This window comes from Bartonella sp. AP72JLCBS (assembly GCF_042195705.1).
Classification (GTDB): Bacteria; Pseudomonadota; Alphaproteobacteria; order Rhizobiales; family Rhizobiaceae; genus Bartonella.
This window is the reverse complement of sequence record NZ_JBHIOU010000003.1, coordinates 127,184-145,502: the sequence shown is the minus strand read 5'-3', so window position 1 is coordinate 145,502 and position 18,319 is coordinate 127,184. Positions and strand designations below refer to the sequence as shown.

13 protein-coding genes are annotated in these 18,319 nt (G+C 36.9%); 2 read left to right on the top strand and 11 right to left on the bottom strand.

All coding sequences use genetic code 11. The features are described 5' to 3' along the window. The first annotated feature begins 270 nt into the window (after nt 1-270). On the top strand, nt 271-795 hold the full coding sequence (locus ACFILO_RS02900; protein ID WP_375611196.1) for a methylated-DNA--[protein]-cysteine S-methyltransferase: 525 nt from the start codon (nt 271-273) through the stop codon (nt 793-795). Here ACFILO_RS02900 and ACFILO_RS02895 read toward each other — a convergent pair. The 9 genes from ACFILO_RS02895 to thiC form a co-directional block, all read right to left on the bottom strand. After that, nucleotides 792-3,113 carry an ATP-binding protein gene (locus tag ACFILO_RS02895; protein ID WP_375677797.1) on the bottom strand — a complete coding sequence of 774 codons (2,322 nt, stop codon included), beginning with the start codon at nt 3,111-3,113 and terminating at the stop codon, nt 792-794. The two genes, ACFILO_RS02900 and ACFILO_RS02895, sit on opposite strands and share 4 nt — an antisense overlap. A gap of 285 nt (nt 3,114-3,398) precedes the next feature. Next, nucleotides 3,399-6,026, bottom strand: a complete 2,628-nt coding sequence (gene pepN / locus ACFILO_RS02890; protein WP_375677796.1) for an aminopeptidase N — start codon at nt 6,024-6,026, stop codon at nt 3,399-3,401. 73 nt (nt 6,027-6,099) lie between these two features. Beyond that, a complete protein-coding gene (locus ACFILO_RS02885) occupies nt 6,100-6,939 on the bottom strand; it encodes a uracil-DNA glycosylase family protein (protein WP_375631677.1) in 840 nt (279 codons plus the stop codon). A gap of 446 nt (nt 6,940-7,385) precedes the next feature. Beyond that, complete coding sequence (locus tag ACFILO_RS02880) at nt 7,386-8,144, bottom strand: hydroxymethylpyrimidine/phosphomethylpyrimidine kinase (RefSeq protein ID WP_375677812.1); 759 nt, start codon at nt 8,142-8,144, stop codon at nt 7,386-7,388. Further along, nucleotides 8,135-8,740, bottom strand: a complete 606-nt coding sequence (locus tag ACFILO_RS02875) for a thiamine phosphate synthase (protein ID WP_375677795.1) — start codon at nt 8,738-8,740, stop codon at nt 8,135-8,137. The genes ACFILO_RS02880 and ACFILO_RS02875 overlap by 10 nt, the downstream gene beginning before the upstream one ends. Beyond that, complete coding sequence (locus ACFILO_RS02870; RefSeq protein WP_375677794.1) at nt 8,737-9,510, bottom strand: thiazole synthase; 774 nt, start codon at nt 9,508-9,510, stop codon at nt 8,737-8,739. Before ACFILO_RS02870 ends, ACFILO_RS02875 begins: the two co-directional genes overlap by 4 nt. Before the next feature lie 4 nt (nt 9,511-9,514). Continuing rightward, entirely contained in the window at nt 9,515-9,712 is a 198-nt protein-coding gene (gene thiS / locus ACFILO_RS02865; protein WP_273791115.1) for a sulfur carrier protein ThiS, read from the bottom strand. Nucleotides 9,713-9,715: 3 nt separating this feature from the next. Continuing rightward, the gene (locus ACFILO_RS02860) at nt 9,716-10,666 is read right to left on the bottom strand and encodes an FAD-dependent oxidoreductase (protein WP_375622230.1); all 951 of its coding nucleotides are present in this window, start codon (nt 10,664-10,666) and stop codon (nt 9,716-9,718) included. Next, nucleotides 10,663-12,498 (bottom strand): phosphomethylpyrimidine synthase ThiC, encoded by a 1,836-nt coding sequence (gene thiC, locus ACFILO_RS02855; RefSeq protein ID WP_375631687.1) that lies wholly within the window; start codon nt 12,496-12,498, stop codon nt 10,663-10,665. The genes ACFILO_RS02860 and thiC overlap by 4 nt, the downstream gene beginning before the upstream one ends. A gap of 1,799 nt (nt 12,499-14,297) precedes the next feature. Here thiC and ACFILO_RS02850 point away from each other — a divergent pair. Continuing rightward, nucleotides 14,298-15,272, top strand: coding sequence for a tail fiber protein (locus ACFILO_RS02850; protein WP_375631689.1), 975 nt, complete (start codon nt 14,298-14,300; stop codon nt 15,270-15,272). A 1,119-nt stretch (nt 15,273-16,391) separates the two neighbouring features. Here ACFILO_RS02850 and ACFILO_RS02845 read toward each other — a convergent pair. Both ACFILO_RS02845 and ACFILO_RS02840 read right to left on the bottom strand, forming a co-directional pair. Beyond that, complete coding sequence (locus tag ACFILO_RS02845; protein ID WP_375611204.1) at nt 16,392-17,225, bottom strand: heme ABC transporter ATP-binding protein; 834 nt, start codon at nt 17,223-17,225, stop codon at nt 16,392-16,394. Further along, on the bottom strand, nt 17,222-18,319 hold the full coding sequence (locus tag ACFILO_RS02840; RefSeq protein WP_375617630.1) for a FecCD family ABC transporter permease: 1,098 nt from the start codon (nt 18,317-18,319) through the stop codon (nt 17,222-17,224). The genes ACFILO_RS02845 and ACFILO_RS02840 overlap by 4 nt, the downstream gene beginning before the upstream one ends.

The following is an 18,319-nucleotide window of genomic DNA, read 5'->3' as shown; positions in this document are numbered from 1 at the left end:
ATAAACCATATCAAATGGGTTCAGTTGGAATCTGTTATATAAAAAGCAAGATTGTTGATAGATCAGCTCTGGTCGAAGTTTCCGTCTTAGGGTAGGAAGAAAGTCAATCTATGTATCTTTCCATTTCATAAAAAGGTGAGAGTGTATTTTAATACAATGGCTAAGGAGATAATTTCAGAATGATTTTGTTTGTTTTTAAAAGATAGTGAATACTCTCCCTTTACTTTATGGATGATGTTCAAAACTTTTTAAAATATAAAGAAGGTTAAAATGCTGAATATTTCCCAAACGAGAGTATTCTGTCTGAAAGATGTATCAATAGGAAAGCTTTTGGTGGCTAGGTCTCAAAAAGGGATTTGTCATATAGCGTTAGGAGACACTATAGAGCAATTATTACAGGAGTTTACGATACGCTTTGGTGATGTACAACAAGTTGTAGGTGACAATACATTTAAGAGAGAAGTTGCCCATATTATAGCCATGATAGAAACACCTAAGCTGGTAAAAAAATATAATTTTCCCTTAGATATAAATGGTACAGTTTTTCAACGACAAGTATGGGCAGTATTATGTGATATACCATGTGGTGAAACAATTTCATATGAGATCTTAGCATGCCGTATTGGTATGCCGAAAGCTTTTCGTGCCGTTGCTCATGCCTGTGCACGTAACGAATTGGCTATTATCATTCCGTGTCATCGTGTTGTGCGTAAAAATGGTTTTATTTCAGGGTATCGTTGGGGGGAAAAACGGAAACAGATTTTACTACAACGGGAACAAAATGGAAAAATTTAACTTTGTGTGATGGGCATTATAATCGTTACAGTTGTTCCTTCCATTTCTTTTGAAGTAATTTCAAGTTTTCCTTTGTGGAGTTCTAGCAAGGAGCGTGAAATGGCTAATCCAAGACCTGAGCCCGTATGAGATTTAGTGAGCTGATTTTCGACTTGTTCAAAAGGTTGCCCAAGTTTTTTAATTGCTGATTGGGGAATACCAACGCCTGTATCTGTAATTTTAAAAATAAGGTTATTTTTTTTCTTGAAAGCGCAGACATCAATATTTCCGCCAGAAGGCGTAAATTTAACGGCATTAGAGATGAGATTAAGGAAAATCTGTTTCATTGCACGACCATCAACTTCAGCATGAAGTTCTGGGGTAATGTTTGTTGTAACAACAATATTTTTTTCTTGAGCTTGAGGTGTTAGTGTTCGTACTGCTTCACTAATGATGGGCTCAAGATCGGTATTTTTACAATCAAGCGTAAATCTTCCTGCTTCGATTTTTGACATATCAAGGATGTCATTGATAAGGGTTAGAAGATGGGTTCCTGAATTGTAAATATCATGCATATATTCCTTATAGCGTTGTGAACCAAGAGGACCAAAAGTCGATTGCAACATGATATCTGAAAAACCAAGAATAGCATTCAGAGGCGTGCGCAATTCATGAGACATATTGGCTAAAAATTCTGATTTAGCCTTATTAGCACTTTCGGCGCGTTCTTTTTCTGCTTTCAGACTTTTATTAAGTTTTTCAACTTCTGTTGCGCGTTGTTGAGCACTCCCTCGCGCGCGCTTGAGTTCTTGAATGAAAGAGAAAAGACGCCTTTCACTGTCTTCAAATTTTTCCTGTTGTTGTTTAAGCTCAGAAATGTCAGTACCAATACAAACCAATCCTCCATCTTGGGTTCGTCGTTCGTTAATTTTGAGCCAACAACCATCTGCCGTTTGGCGAATACTGGTTAAGTTACCAGTACCATCATCTTTAAGGGGATATTCACTGAGTGCAGGGCGTGCCATGGCTTCGACGGTTGCACGTTGGATACCTGATTGGAGAATTTGTTTAGGAATAGCGGCATATTCGCAAAATTTGCTGTTGGACATGACTAAACGTCCTTCAGCATCCCACAAGACGAAAGATTCTGAAATGTTTTCAATCGCATCACGGATACGAAGGTCGGCTTGCGCTGTTTGTTCAGCCAATTGTTGCTGTTCACTAATATCGAAGGAAATACCAACCAAATGGGGTTCTTCTTCTTCAGTAACTTCGGCACGAATGCGCATCCATACATAATGACCATCAGCATGACGCATAGGAACGTTAATATCGATATGCTTTTTTTTACCGCTCATTAATTCCTGAGCAAGGTCAAAAAAATTCGCATCATTTGGATTGATAATGGCGCTAATTTGGGAAATTGAGAGCAATGCATCTTGAGGGACATAGCCGAGCATTTCGTACATTGCTCGTGACCAGTAGACGCGTCCACTTGCCATATTCCAATCCCATAGTCCACAGCGTCCACGCATCATTGCCATATCAATACGGTTTTGAATTTTTTCTGAAACAAGATCTGTTTTGCGTGCTCGTACAATTTGGTTGTAATAAGCATAAAGAAGAGCAAGGATAACGCCACTAGTTCCAATGAACATGGTTATATTTAACGAGAGAGCTTTCCGCCATTCCATGTAAATATGTTGCATTTTTTCACTGATGAATACCCCATATTGTCCATTTTCTGTTTGCTGAAAGGAAGCGAGAGCAGGAATATCTTTTCCTATTGTAATTTTCATGATTCCAGCATGTTTTCCTAGAGCTTGTAAAGTAATGCTTTCAGAGGTAAAATTCTGTAAGGGTTTTCCTAAGACAATCTCGGAACTTGATGAAGCTAGGACATTGCCTTTTTGATCGACAATAGCAATAACAGCGCTGGTTTTTATAAAACCTTTGTTACGAAAATTAGTCAGGATATTTTGTAAATGATTATGAGAAAGAGCAGCAGCTTTTCCTTGTCGAGTGGCGGCAAGTAAGTCACGGTCGATTGTATTGGTAATATGAGAAGCTAAGAGAGCGATGGTAGAATGCGTGTTTTTATCAATTGTGTTGCGCCAATCATAGATTGATAGGAAACGGATTGCTGCTAGTATAACAAGAAATGCAAGAATTACAAATGGGAGTGAACGTCGCAGCCAAGGTTCAATAAAAAGAAGTTTTTGATAGGCAGGACCAGAAAACAGATTGGTACGCTCTGTCCGCTCCTTGCGACTTTGAGCGCTTGATTTTGAATCAGCATACACCTCCCTTGGCGCATTATATGCGTCCAATTTAGCCATCTCGCGTTCCTTTAATTCTGGAATAATGTGATTTAAAAACTGCTTCGATATTCATAGTAACCCCATCGAGTGCAATGAATCAAAACAGGAGTCTTCTGTCCAGTCTTTTTTTTAAAAAAATAATTTTACTTTTATAATTTTGGAATATGAAAAGAAAAAAGTACTTTAAACGTGATCTATAAACAGGCTTAGATTGCCTGTTTATAGATTTAATGATGATCGAATAGTTTATAGAATTTATTTAAAAAAATATTATAGCATATTGATTTAAAATAATTTTTTGTTTCAAGTAAGCAGACGGTTGATGATATCAGCAACATCGCTTGATAATTTTGGCGCAGCAGCAATCATTTTTAATTCAGTTTCAAGTTTTTGTTGTCGAATAGGTTCTAATTGTCGCCAAGAGCGCATCATTGTTAATAATCGTGAAGCAAGCTGTGGATTTTTTTTGTCAATTTCCAAAATGACTTGGCAAAGAAAATGATAAGACGCTCCATCCATCCTATTAAAGCCCGTGAGATTGTTAGAGGCAAAAACACCGATTAGGGAACGTACACGATTAGGATTATCTTGTGAAAAAAGCGGATGTTGCATGAGCTTTTGAACATTCTCGAGTGTTGATGTGCCAGCAACCATTGCTTGAATAGAAAACCATTTATCCATGACCAAAGGGTCATGCCGATAGCGGTTTTCAAAATCATTTAAGGCATTTTGTGCCTGCTCACTTTCATTAAAACGCTTCACGAGAACAGCGATACTCGCCATACGGTCAGTCATATTATCAGCTGTTGCATACTGTATAGCAGCTCGATTTGGATTGGCTTCAGCAATGGAAAGGTAATCCAGTATGATATTCTTTAATGCTCGCTTTCCAGCTTGTGCAGTGTTTGGTGAATAGGGCTCTTGGGTTTGCATTTGTCCATAGAATTTTGTTAAGAGCTCTTGATGAGTTTGTGCAAGTGAAACTAAAAACTGATTGCGGACATAATGAATACGATCTGGGTCAATATTTTTACCGATTGTATGAGCAAGCTCAACTTCACTAGGTAAATTTAAACAGAAGGCACGAAATTCAGGCTCTAAGGTTTCATCTGTTATGATCGTTTCAATCAGCTTTAGCAAAGCAGAAGGGAGTGTTGCTTTTTCTTGTGTTTTATCTTGAATGCTTTGAATCAAAGCTTGCGTCATTAAATGATTAAGAGATTGCCAGCGATTGATGTGATTGTCATCATGTTGTGCAAGAAAAATAAGTTCTCTTTCATTGAATGGAGTGTGTAGAATGATTGGTGCTGAAAAGTCTCGCAGCAGTGATAAAACGGGTTTTTCACGCAGTCCCTTTAATGTAAAGGTTTGGCTTTCCTTGGATAAAAGCATAACATCTGATTGAATATTTGTATCTGCTTCATAGGTGAGGTTTTCTCCGTTAGGTCCTAACAAGCCAAATACGATAGGGATAAGCATAGGCTTTTTTGTATTTTGTTGTGGGGTTGCGGGAATATGTTGCTTTGCATGAATTGTTAAAACACCATCGCTATAATGACTATCGATTTCTACATTGGGTGTTCCTGCCTGTTCATACCATAGCATGAATTGGGAGAAGTCTTGACCAGACACTTCAGCAAAACAGGTAATAAAATCTTCAATTGTACAAGCTTGTCCATCATGACGTTGAAAATAAAGATCAGTGCCTTTACGAAAAAGAGTAGGACCTAAAATAGTTCGTATCATGCGAACAACTTCAGCACCTTTTTCATAAACAGTTGTGGTGTAAAAATTATTAATTTGGCTATATTGACGAGGACGTACAGGATGCGCAAGAGGTCCTGCGTCTTCTGCAAATTGCGTCGCTTTTAATGCTTTTACATTTTCAATTCGCTGTAGGCTGCGTACATTTTGATCTGATGAAAATTCCTGATCACGATAAACAGTGAATCCTTCTTTTAAACAGAGTTGAAACCAATCGCGACAGGTAACACGATTACCGCTCCAATTATGGAAATATTCATGTGCAATGACACGTTCAACATTTCTATAATCCTGATCGGTTGCTGTTTCAGGATCGACAAGAACATATTTATCATTAAAAACGTTAAGGCCTTTGTTTTCCATTGCTCCCATGTTAAAGTCGGACACAGCGACAATATTGAAAACATCAAGATCATATTCGCGTCCGAAACATTGTTCATCCCAACGCATGGAACGTTTAAGAGCATCCATTGCATAGGTTGCGCGTTCGGTTTTTCCTTTTTCTACATAGATACCAAGCTCGATACGTCGTCCAGATACAGTTGTAAAATGGTCTTCTAACTTATCAAGATCTCCACCTACTAAAGCAAAGAGATAAGATGGTTTGGGATAAGGATCTTCCCAAATGGCAAAATGGCGATTATTCTCTAAAGTTCCTGTTTCCACCAGATTACCATTGGAAAGCAAGATTGGGATTGTTTGGGAATCTGCTTCAATTTTCACTCTATAGGTAGAAAGAACATCTGGGCGGTCGTAAAAATAAGTAATACGACGAAAACCTTCCGATTCGCATTGTGAGCAATAAACACCATTTGAAAGATAAAGCCCCATAAGTTGGCGGTTGCTTTCAGGATTCAGTTCCGTAACCAATTTCAATGTAAAAGGAACCGTTGGTGGCGTTGTAATTTCTAAACGTGAAGGCGTCACTTTATAAGTGTTTGGGGCTAATATCTCATCATTAATAGAAACGGAAATTAAAGTAAGATCATCACCAGAAAGAACAAGAGGTGTTAATTCTTTTGTATCGTGACGGGATTCAATAGACAATATGGCTGTAACATAGGTTTTTGTCGGTGCTAATTGGAAAGAAAGTTGTGTTTTAGGGATAACGTAAGGGGTTGGTTGGTAGTCTTCCAAACGATAAATAGATGTTATTGGCTGTTTCATAGTTTTTTCCCATTTGTATTTTAAGAGTTAAAGAAGGGTGTGTTAATTTTAGAAGCAAGATAGGATTAAAGAATTACAAAAGGTTGTCGAGGCGATTTTTTACTTCTAAGAAGTCTATCCATGTAAGCTTCTTTTGACTAGGGGTTCTAAGAAGGTAAGCAGGGTGGAAAGTTGGCATAACAGGTATTTTTATATTATCCTCGCTTTCATAGATATGCCATTTCCCTCTTGTTCGGATAATCCCATTTTGAGATCCAGTAAGAAACTGTGCAGCAACACCTCCCAGTGCTATAAGAACACGAGGACGCGCTAAATAAATGTGCCGTTCAATAAAAGGGCGGCACAAGGCAACTTCTCTTGGTGTTGGTGTACGATTTCCTGGTGGACGCCAAGGAATAGTGTTGGCAATGTAAACATTATTTCTTGTTAAGCCAATTGATGCGAGGATTTTATTAAGCAACATCCCGGCTTTTCCCACAAAAGGAATTCCTTGTATATCCTCGTCTCGTCCTGGTGCTTCGCCTATAAGCATCAGGGGGCTTCCTGCTGTTCCATCTGAAAAACAGGTATTTTTTGCTGTCAATTTTAATGAACAGCCATTAAATGCAAGGAGAGCAGATTTTAATTCATCAAGTGTCTTGGCACTTTTTGCACTCTCTATAGCTGTGGATTCATTTTGTATAGTCCTAGAGTTATGCAGCTGATGATGATCTAATTTTACGGTTGGAGATGTTTTGGGAGATGCTTGTTGATTATGAGAAATGTTCACGACAGATATTAATTTTCTCTCTGAACAAGCAGACTGCTTAAAACGATCAATAGGGAAATCCGTCAGAACGGCATCCGCACCACTTTCTTTATAAAAGTTTAAGAGTTCTTCATAGGAAATTGAGCACGGCGTTTGATTTAACATTTTACTTTTTCTAATGATCTAGCGATTATAGATCAAACAAAATTATCCTTCAAGTTTTATTAAATGTATTCGCTAGCCATTAATGTATAAGAACGCTGATAGGATTCTCTCTTTTCACAAAAAAGGCAAATCGTAAAATGCGAGTGTTCGCGATTATATACATCTTTAAATATACAATTTGTTTAAATTGCGCTATTTCAACTTTTTAAACAGACTAAACTCATTCATAATAAAAGATTTTTTTACTGAATGCAAGTGGTGTTATAATATTTGTTATCATTGTATTATATATTTAATACTTAATTAAAGTTACTTTTGTAGTATTTTATTTATAAAATAAAGTATAAATTTTTTTATTATTATATTTTTTAAATAATTTTTATTAAAAAATAAATATATTAATGAATATATAAATATTAATTTTATATGAAAAAAATACTAAGACGTTATAAACTATTTTTACAATGGGTTAAAAGCAATGTGTGGATATATTCTTTTGCTTTTTTTACCGCTGAAATGAGAGGTTCATTTAATGCTAAATGCGCTGCAATAGCGCTTGAGAGAATGCAACCTGTTCCTCGCATTGTTCCTTTTAAACGTGGAGTAGAGATATTTATGACTTCAGTTTTGTCAATGAATCTATCAATTGCAAGAGGACCTTCTGCATGTCCCCCTTTTACTAAAATAGAGCGAGCTCCCAATGACAAAAGTTTTTTTGCTTGTTGTATTGCTTGCTTATCATGAGATGCCAATGGACTGTGGCTAAGAAGAGCGAGTTCTTCTCTATTCGGTGTTAAAAGATCAACATGAGGAAGCAGTTTATCGATCATCGTGTCGATGATTGTTTCCGTTATTAGTTTTCCTCCTGATGAAGCGACAAGTACAGGGTCCAAAATAACTGGAACATGGGGATAGTCTTTGAGTACGTTACAGATTGCTGCTATAATTGCTTTTGTCCCCGTCATACCGATTTTTATTGCGCTTATTGGATTTGCTTCTAGGGCAGCACGCATTTGCGCAGCGACGAGGTCTCCACGCATTGGAATGATTTCGACAACGCGATGATCATCTTGCACGTTAACACAAGTAATTGCTAAATTTGCTTTTATTTGAAAATGTGCAGAGGTTTCTATATCACGAACAATACCAGCACCTCCTGTTGGATCAGTGCCCGCAACAATAAGAATGGAAGGTATCAACGCCATGTTTGTGTCACTTTTATCCACTGTTGTACACGCTCTTCAGGTTTTTTATGGAGGATAATATCAGTCACAACAGCAGCACTATTTGCTCCTGCTTTTAAAACACCAACTGCGCGTTCTGGTGTTAAACCACCAATACCCACCAAAGGTAAAGCACCAATCCGCTTTCTCCATTGTTTGATTTTTTCTAGTCCTTGCGGCATCCATTTCATTTTTTTTAAGATTGTCGGATAAATAGGACCAAGTGCAATATACTCAGGATTAGCAGAGAGTGCGGTATCCAATTCATGTTCATCATGTGTACTAAGACCAACTTTTATACCACTTTTACGAATTGCGTGAAGATCAGCATTGCTTAGGTCTTCTTGTCCCAGATGAATAAAATTACACTTTTCATCAATTGCTATTTCCCAATGATCATTAATAATTAATTGTGCTCCCAATTTATTGCATATGTTTTTTGCACGCTTAATATGTTGACGGATTATTTGTTGATTTTCATGTTTCATACGCAATTGTACGAGCTTGATGCCAAGAGGAAGCAAACGTTCAACCCAATCAGCGTTATCAACGATGAGGTAAAAAGGATCCAGTTTCATGAAAATACTGCTTTTCCAATGATTGGTGTTGAAGGGACTGCTACATTGCGTGCTTCGATCATGCCAGCTTTATATCCTATACGTCCTGCTTGAACAGCTTTAGAAAATGCTTCAGCCATCAAAACAGGATCAGCTGCTTTAGCAACTGCGGTATTAAGAAGGACCGCATCATAACCCAGTTCCATAGCAACAGCGGCATGTGATGGGCGCCCAATGCCGGCATCAATAACAAGAGTAGCATCAGGAAGGTAAGCACGGATAGAACGCAATCCATCAGTATTATGAGGTCCTTTGGCAGAACCAATAGGAGCACACCAAGGCATAATAACACGGCAACCAATGTCGAAAAGTTTTTCAGCAACAATGAGATCATCCGTTGTATAGGCAAAAATTTTGAAACCTTCATTGTTTAAAATTTGAGCAGCTTCGATTAAGGAAAAAATATTTGGCTGTAAGGTATCTGAATTACCGATAATTTCGAGTTTAATCCAAGCCGTTTTAAAAAGATCTCTTGCTAATTGGGCTGTGGTTACGGCCTCTTTAACAGTATAACAACCAGCAGTATTAGGAAGCACTGTTACCCCAAGTTCTTGAAGAAATTTCCAAAATTGTCCACCTTGTTTTCCACCTGCAGTTTCACGGCGCAAGGAAACAGTTACAATTTCCGTATTCGATTTATGAATAGCATCACGAAGGATTGCTGGTGAAGGATATTGCGCTGTACCTAATAGAAGACGGGAAGAGAATTGTCGTCCATAAAGATTCAGCATAATTTTAGCCTCCTTGCATTGGGCTTAAAATTTCAATTTTATCTCCTTCATGCAAGACAAATTGGCTTCGTGCATCTATGGGAACAACTTCAGCGTTAACAGCAGTTGCAAGCCAATTTCCTTCATACCCCAATTCTTCAAGCAAGAGACCGAGAGTCATAACTTCTGTTTGGACTGTTTCACCATTAACAAATATTTGCATGCTTTATTCCAATGCCAATTTCATTGCTCGTTTTGCCATTTCTGGAGACAACAGAAAACCATGTCTATAAAATCCATTAATAGAAATAAAGTTACCATCTTTATGCACAGAAGGGAAGTTATTAGGATAACATGGACGAACACCAACGCCAGATTCAATAATTTCTGCTTCAGCAAAAGCAGGATGTAAAGTATAAGCCGCGTTGAGCAGTTCCATCATTGATCTTACAGAGATTGCACCATCAAAGTCACTTTCAATCATCGTTGCACCAATCATAAAAATATTATCTTGTCGAGGTACAATGTAGAGAGGAAACCGTGGGTGAAGAAGACGAATTGGACGCGAAATTTTAATATCGGTGCAGCGCACGAGAAGCATTTCACCGCGTACGCCCCGTATATTTTTATCTTTTCCTAAACGTGCTATTCCTGTCGCATCAATAATAATATCAAAATTTTTTTCAGCCTTCTCTACATCAACAAAACAGGCTCCATTGTTGAGAAGCTTTTCTTTTAAAGCCATAAGTGCTTTGCGAGGGTCAATATGGGCTTCATTTTCATAAAAGAGCGCACAGTTAAAACGTTCAGCAAGATCTGGTTCAAGATGAGCTATTTCTGTATTATCTACGGTTTTGTGATTATGCGTACGCACAGAAAATCGTTCAAGCTCTCCTCTATCTCGTGTAGGTGCAACCACTAAAGTGCCTTTTTGTATGACAAGGTTGGGGAGCGTTTTACGCCACCATTGTATAGCTTGTACACCAAGATCTTCAACAATTTGTTCTGCACTTTCCCTTTCACAGTAAGGTGCAAGCATTCCTCCTGCATACCAACTAGCACTTCCTATAGGTGAATGAGGGGGGGCCGATACAGTAACAGAAGCACCTTTTTGCTGTAACATAAAGGCAGCTGTTAAGCCGCCTACACCTGCACCTTTGATAAGAATGTTCTTCAACTATTTACTTTCTTTTTTTGAGGAGGAACAATTTCCATATAAAGGTCGCCATTTTTCTGATATTTTTCGGCCATGGCGATCATACCTTCCCCTTTTGTTTTTCTTATTGCAGCTGCCTCACGAATATCATGGGAAATACGCATAGAACAGAATTTTGGTCCACACATGGAACAAAAATGCACCAATTTATGGGCTTCTTTAGGCATTGTCTCATCATGAAAGGCACAGGCTGTTTCTGGATCAAGAGAAAGGTTAAATTGATCGTGCCATCTAAAATCAAATCGTGCACGCGAAAGAGCATTGTCGCGCAATTGTGCTCTAGGCAAACCTTTAGCAAGGTCAGCGGCATGAGCAGCAATTTTATAAGTGATCACACCAGTTTTTACATCATTCCTATCGGGGAGTCCTAGGTGTTCTTTAGGTGTTACATAACACAACATAGCAGTTCCAAACCATCCAATCATAGCGGCACCAATTGCTGATGTAATATGGTCATAACCAGGAGCAATGTCCGTTGTAAGAGGTCCCAAAGTATAAAAAGGCGCCTCATGACAAAGATCTAATTGTTGCTCCATATTTTCTTTAATTTTGTGCATTGGGACATGCCCAGGACCTTCAATCATAACCTGTACATCCTTTTTCCAAGCAATTTTTGTCAATTCTCCCAAGGTTTTAAGCTCTGCAAATTGGGCCTCATCATTGGCATCGGCAATAGAGCCAGGGCGTAACCCATCTCCTAATGAAAGAGAGATATCATATGTTTTTGCAATATCACAAATTTCATCAAAATGTTCATAGAGAAAGCTTTCTTTGTGATGATGGAGACACCATTTTGCCATAATAGAACCGCCTCGTGAAACAATACCTGTTACACGATCAATGGTCATAGGAATAAATGGTAATCTTAATCCTGCGTGAATGGTAAAATAATCAACCCCTTGCTCTGCTTGCTCAATAAGGGTATCACGGAAAATATCCCATGTTAAGTTTTCGGCAATACCCTGTACTTTTTCGAGTGCTTGATAAAGAGGAACTGTTCCGATGGGCACAGGAGAATTTCGGATAATCCATTCACGAATATTATGAATATTTCGACCTGTTGAGAGATCCATAACTGTATCTGCTCCCCAGCGAATGGCCCAAACCATTTTATCAACTTCTTCTTCCATAGATGACGTTACTGCTGAATTGCCAATATTGGCATTAATTTTAACACGGAAATTACGCCCAATAATCATGGGTTCGCACTCTGGATGATTAATGTTTTGTGGAATAATGGCGCGTCCACAAGCAATTTCATTGCGAACAAATTCGGCAGTATAAATTTCTGGTATTGATCCAGAAAATGTTTCATTTGATGGTACATTCTGCCGTTCTTTTACTGCTAATCCTTCATTTTCTCGTATAGCCACATATTCCATTTCTTCGGTAATAATGCCTGCGCGCGCATAAGCCATTTGTGTAATTGCTTTGCCATTTTTTGCTCGTAAAATAGGACGTTTTTGTTTAAAGGCTGGTGTAAGGTTTTTATCAGAAGTCAATCCATTATCTTCAGGTTTAACTAATCGTGCAGGATAAGTTTCAGTATCATCCCGCTTAGAGAGCCAAGGCAAGCTAATTGCCGGCAAACCTTTTGTAATATCAATGATCATATCTTTATCTGTGTAGGGGCCAGAAGTATCGTAGACGTTTAAAGGTTTTTCACCACTGCCATCAGTCAGTGAAATTTCACGCAATGGTACGCGCACATCAGAAAAGAGAAGGCTCTGTTGATAAATTTTGCGTGAAGCGGGAAAGGGGCTACAACTGATTGATGGAGTATTTTTCTGCACAAACTTTTTCCTTATAGACACAGAGTTCAAAAATAGGTTGCGATGTTAGTGGGGATGTATTCAAATTATCAATCACGAGCATTCGGGTGAATAGGAATAATATTGCTTTGTAGCAAAGAAAATCCAATATAGCTCAAGAAAAGTTATTTTGAAAAAATAATACAATATCTATTCTAATATTTTTATACCTCCTCCCACTTGAAGTATTTTTGTTAATACGAATATGGTTGGCTTAAATATCTATATTGTCAATCATAAAAATATATTTTAAACGATTTTGGTGTGTTTTTAAGAGTGTAAATAGATATTATGAAGTGATAAACTATGATATTGAAGCTTTTATAAACCAGAATAAAGTTAAAAACGGATTATCAGGGAAAAGTAGATAGTTTATGGCTTTGATTGAGATTTTTTTCATATTAAAATAATAACTCAGAATACCATAAGATCCTCTCATCATATATCTTTTCGTATAAAAACACTTCCTTGCACGTCATAAGTGGGAGCGTATGGGGCAAAGCACTTGAAGAAAGGAAGCCAAATGTCATTTAATGAACATTCTAAGAGTGAGGCTGTCAAAACGTGGGAGCCAACAAAATGTATGATGGATTCCACTTGTATCATTGACGTGCGCTGTCGTAAAATGAAAGGAGTATATTTTGAGCAATATTTCTTAAAAAGTGCGTAATATGCAATATCATTATATTTTGTTTGGGGTACTTTATTCTTTATGAGGGGGATGTTCCCATTAAGAATGCGATAAACAAAAGCGTGAAACAATACCTAATCTTTATTATAAAAATAATATTGCCTTGAATTAAGAAGAACACCAATAATTGCAAGATGTTGTTTAGAATGATTTATTGTTCTTGCAAAAAAAATATACATATAATAATATATAGAGGGGGATGTGCTAAGTGTGGGAGGGGAAAAGTTGGTTATGGGGCGTTTAATAAACAAGGATATTGTTCATAAAAATTGGGGGAGGGGCTGGGTTATGCTTTTTAATTTTTTCCGGATCGGATACAACCTTCAAATTTTGTGAAGGTGTGTGATATTTAATATTTCAAAGTATTTTATTTCCAGTTTAATGAAAGTGTGGAGCAAATGTCCATATTGAATATATTCTCTGTGATACATTTAGATTGAACAAAAGCTTATTCAAAAAAACATTGGTGCTAATCTTGTGACACAATTTCAGAAATCAATTGAATAAAATAGAACAAAGTATCTGCATGTGAATAAAAACATAATGAAGCATGCAAAAAATTTGAAGCTAATTTTTAAAGTTTTAATACAAATGATAGCCAAAAGATAGAATTTCTTTGTTTAAAATATATGGTATAAAATATCGACGAGATAGATTTAAACTATTGAAAAAAAATAAAAAAAGATAATGTTTAAGTCAGAAACTTTCTATGTGGATGATAAGTTATTACATTCAGTAATGGTTATATGAAATCCATAATAAGAAAAATTTTGGAAGTATTTATAAATTTTGCAACAAGATGCAAGATTGAAAAAATAATTATATAACAACAGCAAAGCAACAAAACAAGATATTAAGTAACATCAGATGAGGTGGTTACATTATACATTAGAAGAGAAAGCATTAATACTAATGTTATGAAAAGCGTCTGGTGAATTTAGGTTATAAAATTGGAAGGAGTGAAGAGAGATAAAATGCGTAAATAAGGATGGTGCAGTGGTTATGATGTACCAATAAACAGCGGCAGCACATTTTAGTGCACAGAACGAGAAGTTGTTAGAAAAACTATGAAAATAATGGGGGATTTAAAATGTCTAATATCTATGATTGGTCTCTAAAGGCTGATGAAAATGCTTATTCAGATAGTATCATTAATTGGGCAGAAGGACAGCCGCCTAGTTCTGTTAATGATAGTGCAAGGGCGATGATGCAGCGCGTGCGCGAATATCTTGCAGATAATGGTGGATCTATTAATTCAAGCTTTATAGTAAATTTGGAAGATAAAACAACATTAATTACCTTAAAGACAGTTTCGCCTATAAAGAAATACAACAATGATATCGTCATACGTTTTAAAGCTTGTGGTGTAAATATTGGCGTGACAACAATAACTGTTAATAATATAGGAGAAAAGCTTATCTATAAAGCCACTGATACGGGGGTTATACCATTAGAAGGTGGAGAATTTCAAACAGATGGCATTTATGAAATGGTATACAATAATGGTGTTTTAATAAAAGAGCATGAGGGTTGGTATTTATTAAACCCTACACCACCAAAGATAGAAAGTTTCCCCTCTGGATTCATTGCAACATTTGCTATGCAAAATGTGCCAAATGGTTGGCTTTTATGTGATGGTAAGGCCTATAAGCGTGAAGATTATCCGCAGTTATTCGAGGCAATAGGTGATAAATGGGGAAAAGACAGCAATAAAACTTTTAAAGTTCCTGATTTTAGAGGCATGTTTTTACGCGGCTTTGATAATGGTCGGGGTTTAGATGGTGGTAGAAAGTTTGCAGATGAACAACAAGATAGCATAAAATCACATACGCATATTGGGAGTATTGAAAACGCAGGCGAGCATGCGCATAATTTTGAGTATCAAGGGGTAGGATGGCCCGTTGGTGATATTGGGAGACTCCCGAATCATTATACTTATAATACGACCCTGAAAGGGAGAACAGCTTCTGCTGGTGCACATACACACAAGGTAACTCTTTCCCATACGGGTGAGGCAGAAACGCGCCCTGTTAATACAACCGTTGTCTATGCTATAAAATCATGAGTATGTTTAAGTAATAATAATCTATACACCTTGATAATTTTGTTAACGCGGAGCAATTCCGCGTTATTTTTTACATATGAAAAGGAAATCTATATTGTTAATAGGATACTTGAGAGAGTCAAAAAACAATTTTAAAATGATTGAAAGAAAGAGTTAAGGATATAATTTATTTTATAATTATATGATAACATAGGGAAAATGTGTAAAAATCATTTAAACTGTGCCGTGAAGAGATCTGGAGATATATTTTTTCATAAGGTGTTTTGATAGGGGAAGGTAATAAAATTATTCAACCTGAGGCATAAAAAAGTACAATATTTTTAGCGTTTTTTGTGCAAAAATAGCATACCCCTGTATGAGTTAATTCATCTTATAAAGATATTTCTCACCTTGTTGTCGATTTCATTTCTTTGCATTGCCATGGTAGGAGGCTTTATCTGTAAATGATAGTTCCCCTTTGAGTGGAATCATCATTATGCTTATGAAGCAGAAGACAAACGCTATTTCTATACTCTCTCCTCATCCCTATATTCCGCATTGTTTTTGCATTAGGGGGCTTACAAAAAGCGTTATTGAGTTTATTTTAAAGTTTTTATTCAATAGGTTAATTCTTTGTGATATGCCAATAAACAATTTTTTAATAGAGAGAGAAAAGTAAAAATATCATTGTAAATCAATATTTATTTATACAAATAAGCTAAAGTATATGTATTATAAAGAAAACATTACCATTAAAGCTACAAATAAATCTTTTATGCAGGGGAGAAAGGTACTTGATTTCTATATGGTCCTTAGAAGATATAATAATACACCCGTTATTATAACAAAGGCATTTATACGCATTTCTTGAATCATTTTTATAAAGATAAAAGTGATAGAAAGAGTGGGAAAACGCATGTTTATGTTGTATAAATTTGTATGATATAACAGTTTGATAGCAAATAAAATTTCACATGTTTTTAGTTACGTAAAATCTTAAAAGATTTTAAACTGGTATTTTTTTCCAAAAATATCTTTAGGGTAATTGGTCTTCTTTTTTTATGACAGATGACAAAAAGGAGTTCATATGAAAATAAAAAAGATTCTTGAATATTTGCGTGTTTTATTTTGCTATGGACTTTAGTTTTTAGATTGAAGCCGATAGCCTAGAGATCTAATTTCATAGGAGGATGTCGTTTGAGGGAGTATAAAAGGGATATCTTCTTTAGGTAATTCAGAAACGTTTAAAGAACAATGATAAACATCGCGGAGATTTTGTGTTGTCAACACATTAGTTGCATTTCCTTCGCAATAAATCTCACCTTCCTTGAGCAAGATCATGTTATCTGCATAATGTGCCGCGAGATTGAGGTCATGAAGAACAGCAAGAACGCCGCCACCAGAATGAGCAAATTGTTTAGCAATATCCATAACGATGATTTGATGTTGAATATCGAGGCTAGCAATAGGTTCATCTAATATCATCCAGCGAGGAATCCCATTATGAACAGGTTTCCAGACTTGGCAAAGTACACGGGCAAGTTGTACTCTAGCTTGTTCTCCACCTGATAATTGGTGATAATACAGGTTGCCATAATCAGAAAGGTCAACGCACTCTAAAGCTTTCTGGATAAGATTTTGCAATTCGGCTTTGGCAATGCTAAATTGGTTTACAGAAAGGCCAAGCCCTACAACTTCATGGACTAAGAATGGAAATACGAGCGTTGTTGATTGTGGTAGTACAGCGCGCATTTTTGCCATTACATGAGTTTTTGTTTGGCATACATTATAACCATTTAAGGTTATTTTTCCACTGTAAGGAATTTCACCACTCAGAGCTTTGATAAAAGTACTTTTTCCTGATCCATTAGGACCAATAATAATGGTAAAAGCACCACTTTTAGCTTGAAGATTAATGTGTTTAAGAATCTGCTTCTTTCCGCGCTGAACACAAATATTTGTCGCTTCAATCATGAAAAGTCTGTTCCTCGTTTGCATATAAGGATCCATAGAAAGAAAGGTGCACCAAAAAGTGCTGTTACAATCCCAATCGGCAATTCTGCGGGGGCAACAATTAAGCGTGCAAACATATCAGCAAAAATAAGTAATGCTGCTCCCAAGAGAGCAGAGCAAGGAATGAGATAGCGATGATCAGGACCTATGAGCTGACGTAAAATATGAGGAACAATAATACCAATAAAACCAATACCACCACTGACAGCAACAGCACTACCGCACATAAGAGCAACAAGGGGAATAGCAATATTTTTGACGCGTTGAATATGGAAACCAATATGGCCAGCAACAGCTTCTCCAAGAGCAAGGGCATTAAGTGCTCGTGATAAAAAGGGAGAGAAAAGAAGACCAATAACGATAAAAGGGAGAACAAGCCATACTTTCAACCATGTAGCGCCCGCAAGAGAGCCCAGACTCCAAAAAGTGATATCACGCAGTTGTTGGTCATTTGCGACAAAAATCAATGTTCCGACAACAGCACTGCTTAATGCACCAAGAGCAATACCTGCAAGCAGCATGGTTGCAATAGAGGTAAAGCTGTTATGCGTTGCTATTATGTAGAGAATAATCGTTGATAAAAGTCCACCAAAAAAAGCACCTATGATAACTTTATAAGGCTCTAGAAAAGGTGCAAAAGAAACAGGAAAAGCAATGCCGACAACAATTGCTAAGACTGCTCCAAGTCCAGCACCTGCTGATACACCTACAATTCCGGGATCTGCAAGAGGATTACGAAAAAGCCCTTGCATAAGAACACCGGAGACAGCTAAAGCTGCTCCAATCAATAATCCCAAGATAACACGGGGAAGCCTTATGTCGATGAGCACGAGGTAATCACGCGTTTTACTACTTACCGAAAAATCTTGTGTAAGCATCACATGGAGGAGATCAACGAAAGAAACCTTTGCTGCACCATTCAAGAGCCCACCAAAAATACTGAAAATAAGGAATATTATTAAGCTTAATAATAAAATCTTCCCCTGTTTTGAACGGTTTATTTTTTTACCTTCTTTTTCTTTAGGTAAATGCATCCTGGATGTACCGTCTACCAT

Excerpts from the sequence above, each read along its gene's own strand:
- ACFILO_RS02895 (WP_375677797.1), bottom strand. The coding sequence starts at position 3,113 with ATGGCTAAATTGGACGCATATAATGCGCCAAGGGAGGTGTATGCTGAT.
- ACFILO_RS02880 (WP_375677812.1), bottom strand. The coding sequence starts at position 8,144 with ATGGCGTTGATACCTTCCATTCTTATTGTTGCGGGCACTGATCCAACA.
- ACFILO_RS02845 (WP_375611204.1), bottom strand. The coding sequence starts at position 17,225 with ATGATTGAAGCGACAAATATTTGTGTTCAGCGCGGAAAGAAGCAGATT.
- ACFILO_RS02900 (WP_375611196.1), top strand. The coding sequence starts at position 271 with ATGCTGAATATTTCCCAAACGAGAGTATTCTGTCTGAAAGATGTATCA.
- ACFILO_RS02850 (WP_375631689.1), top strand. The coding sequence starts at position 14,298 with ATGTCTAATATCTATGATTGGTCTCTAAAGGCTGATGAAAATGCTTAT.
- pepN (WP_375677796.1), bottom strand. The coding sequence starts at position 6,026 with ATGAAACAGCCAATAACATCTATTTATCGTTTGGAAGACTACCAACCA.
- thiS (WP_273791115.1), bottom strand. The coding sequence starts at position 9,712 with ATGCAAATATTTGTTAATGGTGAAACAGTCCAAACAGAAGTTATGACT.
- ACFILO_RS02840 (WP_375617630.1), bottom strand. The coding sequence starts at position 18,319 with ATGGTAGACGGTACATCCAGGATGCATTTACCTAAAGAAAAAGAAGGT.
- ACFILO_RS02870 (WP_375677794.1), bottom strand. The coding sequence starts at position 9,510 with ATGCTGAATCTTTATGGACGACAATTCTCTTCCCGTCTTCTATTAGGT.
- ACFILO_RS02875 (WP_375677795.1), bottom strand. The coding sequence starts at position 8,740 with ATGAAACTGGATCCTTTTTACCTCATCGTTGATAACGCTGATTGGGTT.
- ACFILO_RS02885 (WP_375631677.1), bottom strand. The coding sequence starts at position 6,939 with ATGTTAAATCAAACGCCGTGCTCAATTTCCTATGAAGAACTCTTAAAC.